Source organism: Ralstonia condita, assembly GCF_958405655.1.
Taxonomy (GTDB): domain Bacteria; phylum Pseudomonadota; class Gammaproteobacteria; order Burkholderiales; family Burkholderiaceae; genus Ralstonia; species Ralstonia condita.
Genome location: NZ_CATYWO010000009.1, coordinates 15,361 through 29,546, shown reverse-complemented (window position 1 = coordinate 29,546; position 14,186 = coordinate 15,361). Strand labels below are relative to the sequence as shown.

General features: G+C 62.7%; 13 protein-coding genes. 7 read left to right on the top strand and 6 right to left on the bottom strand.

Features of this window, described 5'->3' with window-relative positions:
- Positions 1–65 precede the first annotated feature (65 nt).
- Positions 66–2,156, bottom strand: coding sequence for an excinuclease ABC subunit UvrB (gene uvrB / locus R2N03_RS19540; protein WP_316659522.1), 2,091 nt, complete (start codon positions 2,154–2,156; stop codon positions 66–68).
- 319 nt (positions 2,157–2,475) lie between these two features.
- Between uvrB and R2N03_RS19535 the strand changes: the two genes are divergently transcribed.
- Positions 2,476–3,672 carry an amino acid aminotransferase gene (locus R2N03_RS19535; protein WP_316659520.1) on the top strand — a complete coding sequence of 399 codons (1,197 nt, stop codon included), beginning with the start codon at positions 2,476–2,478 and terminating at the stop codon, positions 3,670–3,672.
- A 205-nt stretch (positions 3,673–3,877) separates the two neighbouring features.
- On the top strand, positions 3,878–5,149 hold the full coding sequence (locus R2N03_RS19530) for a polyhydroxyalkanoate depolymerase (RefSeq protein WP_316659518.1): 1,272 nt from the start codon (positions 3,878–3,880) through the stop codon (positions 5,147–5,149).
- A gap of 66 nt (positions 5,150–5,215) precedes the next feature.
- On the opposite strand, the gene R2N03_RS19525 is transcribed toward R2N03_RS19530, so the two are convergent.
- Complete coding sequence (locus R2N03_RS19525; RefSeq protein ID WP_316659516.1) at positions 5,216–5,914, bottom strand: TetR/AcrR family transcriptional regulator; 699 nt, start codon at positions 5,912–5,914, stop codon at positions 5,216–5,218.
- Positions 5,915–6,055: 141 nt separating this feature from the next.
- Between R2N03_RS19525 and rsxB the strand changes: the two genes are divergently transcribed.
- Both rsxB and nth read left to right on the top strand, forming a co-directional pair.
- The gene (rsxB, locus tag R2N03_RS19520) at positions 6,056–6,901 is read left to right on the top strand and encodes an electron transport complex subunit RsxB (protein ID WP_316659515.1); all 846 of its coding nucleotides are present in this window, start codon (positions 6,056–6,058) and stop codon (positions 6,899–6,901) included.
- Positions 6,898–7,542, top strand: coding sequence for an endonuclease III (gene nth / locus R2N03_RS19515; RefSeq protein WP_316659514.1), 645 nt, complete (start codon positions 6,898–6,900; stop codon positions 7,540–7,542). Before rsxB ends, nth begins: the two co-directional genes overlap by 4 nt.
- A 60-nt stretch (positions 7,543–7,602) precedes the next feature.
- Here nth and R2N03_RS19510 read toward each other — a convergent pair whose 3' ends face one another.
- On the bottom strand, positions 7,603–8,190 hold the full coding sequence (locus R2N03_RS19510; RefSeq protein ID WP_316659512.1) for a malonic semialdehyde reductase: 588 nt from the start codon (positions 8,188–8,190) through the stop codon (positions 7,603–7,605).
- A 606-nt stretch (positions 8,191–8,796) separates the two neighbouring features.
- On the opposite strand from R2N03_RS19510, the gene R2N03_RS19505 reads away from it, so the two are divergent.
- On the top strand, positions 8,797–10,605 hold the full coding sequence (locus R2N03_RS19505; protein WP_316659600.1) for a S10 family peptidase: 1,809 nt from the start codon (positions 8,797–8,799) through the stop codon (positions 10,603–10,605).
- A gap of 71 nt (positions 10,606–10,676) precedes the next feature.
- Here R2N03_RS19505 and R2N03_RS19500 read toward each other — a convergent pair whose 3' ends face one another.
- The gene (locus tag R2N03_RS19500) at positions 10,677–11,612 is read right to left on the bottom strand and encodes a DMT family transporter (RefSeq protein ID WP_316659511.1); all 936 of its coding nucleotides are present in this window, start codon (positions 11,610–11,612) and stop codon (positions 10,677–10,679) included.
- A gap of 113 nt (positions 11,613–11,725) precedes the next feature.
- On the opposite strand from R2N03_RS19500, the gene R2N03_RS19495 reads away from it, so the two are divergent.
- On the top strand, positions 11,726–12,160 hold the full coding sequence (locus R2N03_RS19495) for a DUF1841 family protein (protein WP_316659509.1): 435 nt from the start codon (positions 11,726–11,728) through the stop codon (positions 12,158–12,160).
- 68 nt (positions 12,161–12,228) lie between these two features.
- Here R2N03_RS19495 and R2N03_RS19490 read toward each other — a convergent pair whose 3' ends face one another.
- Both R2N03_RS19490 and R2N03_RS19485 read right to left on the bottom strand, forming a co-directional pair.
- Positions 12,229–12,627 (bottom strand): c-type cytochrome, encoded by a 399-nt coding sequence (locus R2N03_RS19490; protein WP_316659508.1) that lies wholly within the window; start codon positions 12,625–12,627, stop codon positions 12,229–12,231.
- Between the two features lie 11 nt (positions 12,628–12,638).
- Complete coding sequence (locus R2N03_RS19485) at positions 12,639–12,998, bottom strand: c-type cytochrome (RefSeq protein WP_316659507.1); 360 nt, start codon at positions 12,996–12,998, stop codon at positions 12,639–12,641.
- 288 nt (positions 12,999–13,286) lie between these two features.
- On the opposite strand from R2N03_RS19485, the gene R2N03_RS19480 reads away from it, so the two are divergent.
- A complete protein-coding gene (locus tag R2N03_RS19480; RefSeq protein ID WP_316659506.1) occupies positions 13,287–14,180 on the top strand; it encodes an AAA family ATPase in 894 nt (297 codons plus the stop codon).
- Positions 14,181–14,186 lie beyond the last annotated feature (6 nt).

The window sequence follows — 14,186 nt, the reverse complement described above, 5'->3', positions numbered from 1 at the left end:
CAACAGCAAGCGCCGCCCCCCTCGCAGGAGGTCCGGCATGGCTTGCCGATAGACGGCCGTGCGGTTCAGGCGGCCGGAACGATATGGTCTTCCCCGCTGGCGCCAAAGAGCTGGGACTTGAGTTTCGCAAGCTGATCCCGCACCGCTGCCGCCTTTTCGAATTCGAGATTCTTGGCGTGGTCGAGCATCTGCTTTTCCAGGCGCTTGATTTCCTTGGACGCCTGCTTTTCGCTCATGTCCTCGTACTTGGCGGCCTCTTGCGCCGCCTTGAGTTCGGCGCGTGCGTCGTCGACGTTGTACACGCCGTCGATGATGTCCTTGATGCGCTTGACCACGCCGCGCGGCGTGATGCCGTGCGCCGCGTTGTGGGCGATCTGCTTGGCGCGGCGGCGTTCGGTCTCATCGATGGCCTTGCGCATCGAATCGGTGATGCGATCGGCGTAGAGAATGGCTTTACCATTGACATTGCGGGCCGCGCGCCCGATCGTCTGGATGAGCGAGCGCTCGGCGCGCAGGAAGCCCTCCTTGTCCGCATCCAGGATTGCCACCAGCGATACCTCGGGAATGTCCAGCCCCTCACGCAGCAGGTTGATACCGACCAGCACGTCGAACGTGCCCAGGCGCAGGTCGCGGATGATTTCGACGCGCTCGACGGTGTCGATGTCCGAATGCAGGTAGCGGACCTTGATGCCGTTCTCCGACAGGAACTCGGTCAACTGCTCGGCCATGCGTTTGGTCAGCGTCGTCACCAGCACACGCTCGCCGGCTTCCACGCGCAGGTGGATTTCCGAGAGCAGATCGTCGACCTGTGTCGTGGCCGGGCGCACTTCGATTGTTGGATCGACCAGACCGGTTGGCCGGACGACCTGCTCGACGACCTCGGTGCCCGCCTTCTGTTTTTCGTAATCGCCGGGCGTGGCCGAGACAAATGTCACCTGCCGCATCTTGGTCTCGAACTCGGCAAACTTGAGCGGCCGGTTATCGAGCGCGGAAGGCAGACGGAAGCCGTATTCGGCCAACGTTTCCTTGCGCGCGCGGTCGCCGTTGTACATGCCGTTGAGCTGACCGATCAGCACGTGCGATTCATCGAGGAACATCAGCGCATCGGGCGGCAGGTAGTCGACCAGCGTCGGCGGCGGCTCGCCCGGCGCGGAGCCGGACAAGTGTCGCGAATAGTTCTCGATGCCCTTACAGAAGCCCAGCTCCTGCAGCATCTCCAGGTCGAAGCGCGTGCGCTGCTCCAGCCGCTGCGCTTCCACCAGCTTGTTTTCCTTGTAGAAGAAATCGAGCCGTTCGCGCAACTCGGCCTTGATGGTCTCGATGGCGCGCAGCACAGTCTCGCGCGGCGTCACGTAGTGGCTCGACGGGTACACCGTGAAGCGCGGAATCTTCTGCCGCACGCGGCCCGTCAGCGGATCGAACAACTGCAGCGATTCGACCTCGTCGTCGAACAGTTCCAGGCGCACGGCCATCTCTGCGTGCTCAGCCGGAAAAATGTCGACCGTGTCGCCGCGCACACGGAACGTGCCCCGCTGGAAATCGGTCTCGTTACGCGTGTACTGCATGGCGATCAGGCGCGCGATCACGTCACGCTGGCTGACCTTGTCGCCCGCGCGCAGCGTCAGGATCATCTGGTGGTATTCGCTCGGGTTGCCGATACCGTAGATGGCCGACACGGTGGCCACGATCACCACATCGCGGCGCTCCAGCAGGCTCTTGGTGGCCGACAGCCGCATCTGCTCGATGTGCTCGTTGATCGACGAATCCTTCTCGATGAAAAGATCACGCTGGGGCACATAGGCTTCGGGCTGGTAGTAGTCGTAGTACGAGACGAAGTACTCCACCGCATTGCGCGGGAAGAACTCGCGAAACTCCGAATACAACTGCGCCGCCAGCGTCTTGTTCGGCGCAAACACAATGGCCGGCCGCCCCACCTGCGCGATCACATTCGCCATGGTGAACGTCTTGCCCGAACCCGTCACGCCCAGTAGCGTCTGGTACGACAGGCCATCACCAATGTTCTCGACCAGCTGGCGGATCGCCTCCGGCTGGTCGCCGGCCGGCGGATACGGCTGGTACAACTGGAACGGCGAGCCCTCGAACGTCACAAACTTCGATTCGTCGTACGGGCTGGGGACTTGGCTCAGATCGGTCATGGCGGCGGAGGGGATGGCAACGCAAGCACTCGGCAAAGTGACGCTCACGCTCCTTGCAAGTTGGGGCGGCAGCGGCGAATGCAACCGGCCTTGTAGTGTAGCGTGCTGCTCCGGCAATCGTTTGAGCGCGGGGTCTCGCCCAACTGTAGCGGTCCTTCAAACGCTTCAAGCCGCTGTTCTGCAGGGATTTTTCGGGCGATTAGAGCCCGTATTCGGTACAATTCGGAGTCGTGCCAGCCGCGCCCGGCAATCCGCCCCGGAATCCGCGCCGCACCGCCTGAAGATCCCACCGAATCCCGAACCAACCGATAGAGACATCATGTCGCTTTTCTCCGCCGTCGAACTGGCCCCGCGCGATCCCATCCTGGGCCTGAATGAAGCCTTCAACGCCGATACCCGCAGCACCAAAGTGAATCTGGGCGTGGGCGTGTACTTCACCGACGAAGGGAAAATCCCGGTGCTGCGCGCCGTGCAGGAAGCCGAGAAGGCCCGCCTGGCTGCCTCTGCCCCGCGTGGCTACCTGCCGATCGAAGGCATTGCCGCCTACGACCAGGCCGTGCAGAAGCTGCTGTTCGGCGCTGAATCGCCCCTGATCACCGAAGGCCGCGTGGTCACCGCACAAGCCCTGGGCGGCACCGGCGCACTGAAGATCGGTGCCGACTTCCTCAAGCGCCTGTACCCGGACGCCAAGGTCGCCATTTCCGACCCGAGCTGGGAAAACCACCGCGCGCTGTTCGAGTCGGCCGGCTTCGAAGTGGTCAACTACGCGTACTACGATGCCCCGTCGCACGGCCTGAACTTCGCCGGCATGATGGATTCGCTCAACAGCTACGCGCCGAACACGATCGTCGTGCTGCACGCCTGCTGCCACAACCCGACCGGCGTGGACATGACCACCGAGCAGTGGAAGCAGGTCGTGGAAGTCATCAAGGCCAAGAACCTGATTCCGTTCCTGGACATGGCCTACCAAGGCTTTGCCGACGGCATCCAGCAAGATGGCCTGGCCGTGCGCCTGTTTGCCGAATCCGGCCTGCCGTTCTTCGTCTCCAGCTCGTTCTCGAAGTCGTTCTCGCTGTACGGCGAGCGCGTCGGGGCGCTGTCGATCGTGACGACCAGCAAGGACGAAGCGACCCGCGTGCTGTCGCAAGTCAAGCGCGTGATCCGCACGAACTACTCGAACCCGCCGACGCACGGTGGCACGATCGTCGCCAGCGTGTTGACGAGCCCCGAGCTGCGCGCAATGTGGGAACAGGAGCTGGGCGAAATGCGTGACCGCATCAAGTCGATGCGTAATGCACTGGTCGACAAGCTGGCCGCCAAGGGCGTGAAGACCGACTTCTCGTTCGTGAAGGCCCAGCGCGGCATGTTCTCGTATTCGGGTCTGACCTCCGCGCAAGTGGATCGCCTGCGCAACGAGCACGGCATCTACGCCGTGTCGACCGGCCGCATCTGCGTGGCCGCGCTGAACACGCACAACATCGACGCCGTGGTGAATGCCATCGCCGACGTTCTGTAAGGTGCCGTAGGCGTCACGCCTTAGGTGCAATTGCAAAAAGAAAAGCGGCTTCGGCCGCTTTTTTGCTGCATGCCGCCAGGCTGACACAGGCGCATCATACAAACCTCGCTACATACCCTTATCAGGGTTTGTGCTGCATCGCAGTATCCTGCACTGAGGTGCATAATCGTTTGGGTTGATCCCGCCACCACGAACCGGTCCAGCCATGCTTTATCAGCTCCATGAATTCCAGCGTGCCATGCTCAGCCCGATGACGGCCTGGGCTCAGGCAACCGCCAAGACTTTCACCAACCCGCTGAGCCCGCTGTCGCTGCTGCCGGGTGCACAACGCTATGCGGCAGGCTATGAACTGCTGTACCGCCTGGGCAAGGAATACGAAAAACCGGAATTCGGCATCCGCTCCGTCAAGTCGAACGGGCGCGATATTCCGATCGTCGAACAAACCATCATCGAGAAGCCGTTCTGCCGCCTGATCCGCTTCAAGCGCTACGCGGACGACGCCGAGACCATCAAGCTGCTCAAGGATGAACCGGTGGTACTGGTGTGCGCGCCGCTGTCGGGACACCACTCCACGCTGCTGCGCGATACCGTGCGCACGCTGCTGCAGGACCACAAGGTGTACGTAACCGACTGGATCGATGCGCGCATGGTGCCGATCGAGCAAGGGGCCTTCCACCTGGCGGACTACATCAGCTACATCCGCGAGTTCATCAACCATATCGGGGCGGACAAGCTGCATGTGATCTCGGTCTGCCAGCCGACCGTGCCGGTGCTCGCCGCCATTTCGCTCATGGCCTCGGAGGGCGAAAAGACGCCGCGCACCATGACGATGATGGGTGGCCCCATCGACGCGCGCAAAAGCCCGACGGCCGTCAACTCGCTGGCAACCAACAAGGCGCACAGCTGGTTCGAGAACAACGTGATCTACACGGTGCCCGCCAATTACCCTGGACATGGCCGCCGCGTGTATCCGGGCTTTCTGCAGCATGCCGGTTTCGTGGCGATGAATCCTGATCGCCACGTCTCCTCGCACTACGACTATTACCTGAACCTGATTGAAGGCGACACGGAAGACGCAGAAGCCCACGTGCGGTTCTACGACGAGTACAACGCCGTGCTCGACATGGCGGCCGAGTACTACCTCGAAACCATCCGCGACGTGTTTCAGGAGTTCCACCTGGCCAACGGGACGTGGGTGGTGGGAGGCAAGCCCGTACGCCCGCAGGACATCAAGGGCACCGCGCTTTTCACCATCGAAGGCGAGCTCGACGACATCTCCGGAAGCGGTCAGACCGAAGCTGCGCATGCGCTCTGCACCGGCATCCCCAAAGCGCGCAAGCAGCACCTGACGGCACCCAAGTGCGGTCACTACGGCATCTTCTCGGGCCGCCGCTGGCGCGAGCAAGTCTATCCGCAGCTGCGCGATTTCATCCGCCGATACGACGAGAACGCACCGCGCATCAAGGCCGTCGCCTGACCATGGCTACCGATGAAAAAAGCCTCGCGATCGCGAGGCTTTTTTTCGTTTGATGCGGCCCTGGCTTCAACGCTCGGGCCGCTCCAGGTAGGCCAGCAGCATCTGGATATGCAGTTGCGCGAACGCCTCGTGCTCGTCCGCCGAGGCGATGTCGCGGCCCACGACCGCGCTGATCGTATAGCGGTTGGACAGCACGTAATAGCCCAGCGCCGAGATCGTCAGGTACAGACGCAACACATCGACGTCAGCGCGAAAGATGCCGCTGCGCTGGCCGCGCTCGACCACCCCGCGCAGCACTTCAATGACGGGGTTGACCAGTTCGACCAAGTGCGGCGATGTCTTCAGATGCCGCGCCTCGTGCAGGTTTTCGCTGTTGAGCAGGCGGATGAATTCGGGGTTCTCGTAATAGAAATCCCACACGAAACGCGCCAGCTGGATGACCGCCTCACGAGGGTCCGACGACTCGATCTGCACCTGCTCTTCAGCGTCCTTGAAGCGGAAGTACATGTGTTCGAGCACGGTCAGGAAGAGCTTCTCCTTGCTGCCGTAGTAGTAATACAGCATCCGCTCGTTGGTTTCGGCGCGACGCGCGATGGCGTCGACACGGGCACCCGCATAGCCCCCACGCGAGAATTCTTCGACGGCCGCAGCCAGGATGCGCCGGCGCGTGCCAGCGGGGTCGCGACGGGCGCGGGGCGCGGCGGAATCGCCCTGGACTTCGACCGGATCAATGTCGGCGAGCGGCGCGACTGGGTGAGACGGCATGGCACGTCGGTCCGTTTGGAACGCAAGGATTATGTCATACGGTCAACGCGTGACCTGCCGCAAGCGATGTCAGGGCATGCACCGCTTGCGCCCCCAACAAATCGGCGATAATGGCAAACTATTCAAACGACAAATCCCATCGTGGCTTCCTTGGCCCCGTCCCAGGCCGGTGAGTTGGCCGACCGGCTCGAACGTCTGCTGCCGCAAACGCAATGCACGAAGTGCGGCTACAACGGCTGCCGCCCTTACGCAGAAGCCATGGCCTGCGGCGAGGCGCTGCCCAACCGCTGCCCGCCTGGCGGCCAGGAAGGCATTCGCCGTCTCAGTGCAGCGCTGGGGCGGACAGGCGGGTTGCTGCCGCTGGATCCCTCCAACGGCGTGGAGCAACCCCGCGCCGTGGCCGTCATCGACCCGGAGCGCTGCATCGGCTGCACGCTGTGCATCCAGGCCTGCCCGGTCGACGCCATCGTCGGCGCGCCCAAGGCAATGCATGTGGTGCTCGAAGACTGGTGCACGGGTTGCGACCTTTGCGTGCCTCCCTGCCCTGTCGATTGCATCGACATGGTGCCCGTAACAGGGGACCGCACGGGGTGGGATGCCTGGAGCCAGGAACAGGCCGACCTCGCCCGCGATCGCTACACGTTCCGAAACGCCCGGCTCAAGCGCGAACAAGCCGAGAACGAAGCGCGCCTGGCGGCCAAAGCCGCAGCCAAGCTGGCGGCAGTGAGCGCAGAACAACCCGCCAGCGATGCCGAACGTGAAGCACAGGCGCGCAAGAAGGCGATCATCCAGGCGGCCATCGAACGCGCCCGGCAGAAGCAGGCCGAGATGGCTGCACGCGGGCAAGGTCCGCGCAATGTGACGGATGTCTCGGCAGACGTGCAGGCGCAGATCGATGAGGCCGAAGCGCGCCGCAAGCGTCTTGCCGATCTCGCCAAACCCGATACCGACGCCCTGACACCGTCCGCTGCCCCGCCCCGCCGATGAATCCCGCCAAGCGCCGCGCCATCTTCGAGACCCTGCGCGAGAACAACCCGACGCCCACCACCGAGCTGGAATACACGACGCCGTTCGAGTTGCTGATTGCGGTACTGCTCTCCGCACAGGCGACCGACGTGGGTGTGAACAAGGCCACGCGCAAACTCTTTCCCGTGGCGGACACGCCGGCCAAGATGCTGGCGCTGGGGGAACAAGGCATCACCGAGTACATCAAGACGATCGGGCTGTATCGCACCAAGTGCAAGCACATCCTGCAGACGTGCCATATCCTGCTCGACCAGTATGGCGGTGAAGTGCCACGCGACCGCGCTGCGCTCGAAGCGCTGCCCGGCGTGGGCCGAAAGACCGCCAACGTGGTGATGAACACGGCCTTCGGCGAGCCGACGATCGCCGTGGATACGCACATCTTCCGCGTGGCGAACCGCACCGGGCTGGCGCCCGGCAAGAACGTGCTCGAAGTCGAGCTCAAGCTGCTGAAGGTGGTACCGGAGGAGTTTCGCCAGGACGCGCACCACTGGCTGATTCTGCACGGGCGCTACGTGTGCAAGGCGCGCAAGCCCGAATGCTGGCACTGCGCCATCGAGCCACTGTGCGAATTCAGGCCGAAGACGCCGGCACCGAAGGAATGAAAAACGGGGACCGCAGCTTCTGATGCGAGTCCCCGTTTTCTTTGCGCGACCAGTTGTCGATCAAACGATCTTGCACGCCTCCTCGAACGACAGGCGCGGGTTGCGCGGGTGCAGCTTCTGCGCATCACCGTAGCCGATGTTCATGATGAAGTTGACCTTCCACTGTCCATCGGGGAAGAACGTCTCGTTGACCTTGTTGGCGTCGAAACCGGCCATCGGGCCGCAATCCAGGCCCAGCGCGCGGGCTGCGATCACCAGGTAGCCACCCTGCAGCGAGCTGTTCATCAGCGCGGCTGCATTGATCTTGGCCTGGTCGCCCGCGTACCACGAACGCGCGTCGGTATGCGGAAACAGCTTCGGCAACTGCTCGTGGAATTGCGTGTCGTAAGCAACGATCACGGTCACGGGTGCCTGGCGGGTCTTCTCCTGGTTGCCCGCCGACATGCAGGGAACGAGCCGATCCTTGGCCGCGGGGCTCTTGACGAACACGAAGCGGGCCGGCGTGCTGTTGGCCGCCGTCGGGCCGTACTTCACGGTGTCGTACAGCGTGTGCAGCAGTTCGTCGTCGACCGGCTTGTCCAGCCACACGTTGTGAGTACGGGCTTCGTGGAACAGTTGGTCCAGCGCGGACGGTTCAAGCATCGGCATTGCGGGGGGCTCCGGAAAGAGTTGAGGAGCGCATTGTAATGCGCCGGTTCCGCGCGCGCGGGACACCTGCACACACCGAATGGACATCCGGCACCCGTCAGCCGCACACAGACTTTATAAAAATCGGCATGCCTTGTTTGTATTTAATCGCACCTATTGCGATACGCCATGGTATTGGCATGGTCATTTTTACACCGCATCGCGCGCAATGAAAAAGAGCCCTTTACAACGGTTTGCTTACGAACTACTTTTTTGTTCGTCATTGTATTACCCGCAGGGTTGGACGTATCGGATTCGCGCCTTGTTTTAAACCAGGCGCGCGACTGCAATCATCCCCACGTTTTCGCACAGCCCTTGCCAGACTTTGCGCAAACACCCTACGGGCCTGAACCCAACGTCGTTTCTTTTTGAAATCCAATCGGATTTCAGGGGCTTCTTTTACCAAATAAAAACCAGTTGAATTAGCTTCCGCTGACACGGCGGGAAATCATAATATTTGGTTCGCGTCGCACCGAAATTACAAAACGCAAATCGAATATGGAGCCCACTTAAAACCATTCGTTTTAAGTGATGGCGTTCGTCACCCTGAAGAAGGCCATTATCGCGATGAAAAAATCCAGGTTATCGACCAGTGATTTTGCAGGATTGTCCCGGACCCTTGGTGTATCGTTTGCGGCCGCAGCGCTGTCCGCCGTGCTGCTGGTGGGTTGCGGCGGCGGCGACTCGTCCGCCGCGGCCAACAACCCCAGCGGCGTTGCCACCAACGCCGGCAACGCAACCACGCAACCGGTGACGGCCGCCGTGCCGCCCGACCAACCTTACGTCGATCCGAACGTCTACGGCACCGGGCCCAACGACGCTCTGGCCGCCGATCCGGGCGAAAGCGCGGCCATCACGCACCACACGGTGACGATCGGTGGCAAGAGCATCGCCTACACGGCCACCGCCGGCCACCTGACAACCATCGACCCGGTTACGTCGCAATCGAACGCGACGATGTTCTACGTGGCGTACACGCAGGACAATCCCGATCCGACAAAGCCGCGTCCGGTGACGTTCTTCTATAACGGCGGGCCGGGCTCGTCGTCGGTGTTCCTGCTGCTGGGCTCGTTCGGGCCTAAGCGCCTGCAGTCGTCGTTCCCCAACTTCACGCCGCCGGCGCCGTACAAACTGCCCGACAACCCGGACAGCCTGCTCGACCGCTCCGATCTCGTGTTCATCAACCCGGTGGGCACCGGCTATTCGGCCGCCATTGCACCGGCCAAGAACAAGGACTTCTGGGGCACCGACCAGGACGCGCGCTCCATCGACCGCTTCATCCAGCGCTACCTGACGAAGAACTCGCGCTGGAACTCGCCCAAGTTCCTGTACGGCGAGTCGTATGGCACAGCCCGCAGCGCGGTGCTCTCGTGGCTGCTCCACGAAGACGGCATCGAGCTGAACGGGATCACGCTGCAATCGTCGATCCTCGACTATGCGAATGCGCTCTCGGCCGTGGGCACCTTCCCGACCCTGGCGGCAGACGCCTTCTACTGGAAGAAGACGACGCTCAACCCTGCGCCGACCGACCTCGACAGCTACATGGTCCAGGCCCGCAACTACGCCGACAACACGCTCGCACCGCTGGCACAAGCGCCAAGCGCCGCGGACGGCGGCTTCGTCAACGTGCGCCTGAACCTGAATCTGGCGACGGCACAGACGATGGGCTCGTACATCGGCACCGATCCGGTCTCTCTGATCCAGACGTTTGGCAATCCGGCGGCGCTGGGCAACGTGCCGTCGCAGAACAACAATCCGCCGTACACGTTCTTCCTGACGCTGAACCCAGGCATCCAGATCGGCCAGTATGACGGCCGCGCCAACTACACGGGCCAGGGCATCGCGCCGTTCATCCTGCCGAACTCGGGCAGCAACGATCCGTCGATCTCGAACATCGGCGGCGCGTATACGGTGCTGTGGAACAGCTACCTGAACACCCAGCTCAAGTACACGTCGACCTCGTCGTTCGTGGACCTGAACGACGCCGTGTTCAACAACTGGGACTTCAGCCACATCGACCCGACGGGCGCCAACAAGGGCGGCGGCAACACGCTGTACACCGCCGGCGACCTCGCCTCGACGATGAGCCTGAACCCCGACCTGAAAGTGCTGCAGGCCAGCGGTTACTTCGACGCGGTCACGCCGTTCCACCAGACCGAGCTGACGCTGGCGCAAATGCCGCTCGACCCGACGATCAAGGCGAAGAACCTGACGATCAGGAATTACCCGTCGGGCCACATGATCTATCTGAACGATGCGTCACGCACCGCGCTCAAGGGTGACCTGGCTTCGTTCTACGATGGCGTGATGGCTGATCGTCCGGCCCTGATGCGGGTGCAGAGCCTGCAACGCCTTCCGGCGGGGCAGAAGAAGTAATCGCCTCAAGGCAGAAAGCAAAACCGCCCAGTTCACGCTGGGCGGTTTTTTGTTGGAGCGAGGATTCGGCTTCAGGCCATGTCATCCACGCCGTGACCGGCAGGCTTCGCGTCCGCACGCGTGAGCCACAGCACGCCCGCCAGGATCAGCGCGCCGCCGGTCATCTGCATGGGCGCGATCGACTCGCCGAGCAGCAATGCCGCCAGGAGCACCGTCACCACCGGCTCCAGCGTCGACAGCATCGAAGCCTGCGCGGCCCCCAACTTCTGCAAGCCGGCGAAGAACGTCAGGATTGCCACCACCGTCGACAAGCCGGCGATTGCCAGTGCCGCTACCCAGCCACCAAACGTGCCGGGCAGATGCGCCGGCGCGCCGAGCAACGCCATCCCCGTATACACGACGGCCGCCGCAGTACAGATGACGGTCGTACACGCCAGTGGATCCAGCCCGCGCGTGACCCGTGCACCGACCGTGATGTAGATCGAGTAAATGACCGCGGAGGCCACACCCAGCCCAATGCCGAGGAGGCTGCCACCCGACAGGCCTGCTCCACCCACCGTCAGCCCCGCCCCGACCGAGCACAGCACCAGCGCGATGATCGCCGTGGTGGTCAACTGCTCGCGCAGGAAAATCGCCGCCAGCACCGTCACGAACATCGGATACAGATACAGCAGCAGCGCCACCAGGCTGGCCGGCGCGTAGTTCAACGCAGTAAAAAACGCGAACGACTGCCCGGCATAGCCGATGCCGCCCATGGCCGCCAGCCCCGCCACGCGCGACCAAGGCGGTATGCCGATGCGGCGAACACGCATCACCACCATCAGCGCCGCGGCCGCGATCACGAAGCGCACCGTCAACAGGCCGACCACATTGGCGCCGCTTGCATAGGCGTAGTGCGTGAAGATCGCCATCGCGCCGAATGACGCGGCTGAGATGGCGATCAACAGCACGCCGAGCAGCTTGTCGGCAGCGCGCGCAGCGAGGGAGGGATCGGCGGCTTGTCTCATGATGTGCGGCGTTCTTGTTCGGCCGCCGTCTGCGGGATGGGGCGTCATTGTAGCGTCGGCATCGCTTGCGCAGGCCAGCGAACCATCGGGTAGGCCGGTACAATCGCGGGATCATGTTCAATCCCTCCCGCGACGAAGTCCGCCAGTTCTTTTGCGGCGCCTGGCGCAAGCACCGTCAGGCAGACATCCTCACGCCGCTCGAAGCCATGGCGGTCGACTGGATGCAGCAGCATCCCGAATACCACGACACCCTGGAAGCTGGCGAAGAGGCCCTCGTCCGCGACTACACGCCTGAAAGCGGGCAGAGCAATCCGTTCCTGCATCTCTCGATGCACCTGTCGATCAGCGAGCAGGTGTCGGTGGACCAGCCTCGCGGCATCCGCGCCGCGTATGAAGCGCTCGCCCGGCGGCTCGATTCACCGCACGAGGCTCAGCATCAGGTGATGGAGTGCCTCGGCCAGATGCTGTGGACGTCGCAACGCACCGGCCTGCCGCCCGACGGCGAGGCCTATATTGAATGCGTGCGCAAGCGCGCCACTGCCCGCTGAATCCGACGCCAACAAAAAACCGCTCCGAAGAGCGGTATTTCTTAGCCTGCAGGCCCGCAGACCGCCGGTTACTTCTTGAGCACCAGCGAGCCCGGCAGCGATTCGATGTACGCAGCAATGTCCATCAGCTCCGCCTGCGTGAACGGACGCGGCTTGCCATCGGCGCCGATGGTGGCCGGGCTACCGTTGACCTGCCCCGCCATGATGGCGTTGCTACGGCCGACCAACGGGTTGTTGCTGGTCTGGTAGGCAAGCAGCGCGTGATAGATGTAGTCGCCGTGCTGGCCGGCGAGCTTCGGATAGTCCGGCGAGATGGGGGCATTCAGACCGACACCGTGGCACGCCACGCAGCCACCCTTCTCGACGAGTTGCTTGCCCTTTTCGAGATCGGCAGCCTGCACCGACACTGCGGCACCGAGAATCAGCACGCCCAGGCCAGACGAGATTGCGAGCGAGATCTTCTTCATGTTCGTCCTCGTCACTTCTGGGGATTGTTGGGAGTGGCAGCGGTCTGCTGCGAGTAGTACGCCGCCAGGTTGGCGATGTCCTGATCGTTCAGCGAACCGGCGATGGCGCGCATGGTCGGGTGCTTGCGATCACCCTTCTGGTATGCATGCAGTGCGCTTTCGATGTACTTGGCGTTTTGGCCGCCCAGATAGGGCACGCGGTACACCTCGGGGAACGACGTCTTGTAGTCGGGAATGGCATGGCAGCCGATGCACATGGCAACCTTGTTCTCGGCCGCAGCCGCGTTGCCCTGAACGTCGGCTGCGGCGGCTGACGCGGCCAGCGCGCCGAAAGCGCCAAACGCGGCCACCATGGTGAGGATCTTTTTCATCTCGTTCTTAAGCGTGGAGTTTCAGAATCCTGCTCGCCCTGCCCGCTTCACTGTCCGCCGGCTGTCTCTCTGGGCGCCTTCCACCGGCTGCTGGCAAGGTGCCATAAGACGGTCGTTTGAGATGCGTCAAACCGGCGCATTGTACCGCACCGGTTTTTTGCCAGTCCAGTTAGGGCTCCCGTGACTTGACAGGGAGGAACGGCGTACCGGGGAACGCTCGGCGGCAAACGGTCAAACTCTCTTATACTGGCCGTTTCCGATTCTTTTACCGCCCAGTAGGCTTGCACGATGAAGACCACCACCTCGCCTGCCACATCCGACCAGCGCTCGCGCTTTGAAGGCTCTGACCAGTACGTCGCCACCGACGATCTCAAGCTCGCCGTCAATGCGTCCATGACGCTCCAGCGCCCGCTGCTCATCAAGGGCGAGCCGGGCACCGGCAAGACCATGCTGGCCGAGGAAGTGGCTGCCGCACTGGGCATGCCGCTACTGCAGTGGCACGTGAAATCGACCACCAAGGCGCAGCAGGGCCTGTACGAATATGACGCGGTCTCCCGTCTGCGCGACTCGCAACTGGGCGACAAGGAAAGTAGCAACCGGGTCCACGACATCCGCAATTACATCGTCAAGGGCGTGCTGTGGCAGGCCTTCGAGGCGGATAAGCCTGTCGTGCTGCTGATCGACGAGATCGACAAGGCCGACATCGAATTCCCGAACGACCTGCTGCGCGAGCTGGATCGCATGGAGTTCTACGTGTACGAAACGCGCGAAACCATCCGCGCCAAGCACCGCCCGCTGGTGATCATCACCTCGAACAACGAGAAGGAATTGCCTGACGCCTTTCTGCGCCGCTGCTTCTTCCACTACATCAAGTTCCCGGATGCCGAGACAATGCAGGCCATCGTCGACGTGCACTACCCGGGCATCAAGCCCGCGCTGGTCAAGGCTGCGCTCGATGCGTTCTACGAGATGCGCAACCTGCCGGGGCTGAAGAAAAAGCCGTCGACATCTGAGCTGATCGACTGGCTCAAGCTGCTGCTGGCCGAAGACATTCCGCCGGAATCGCTGCGCAGCCAGGACAAGAGCGCCGCGATTCCGCCGCTGCACGGGGCACTGCTCAAGAACGAACAGGACGTGCACCTGTTCGAGCGCCTGGTGTTCATGAACCGCGCCAATCGCTGAGCAAGC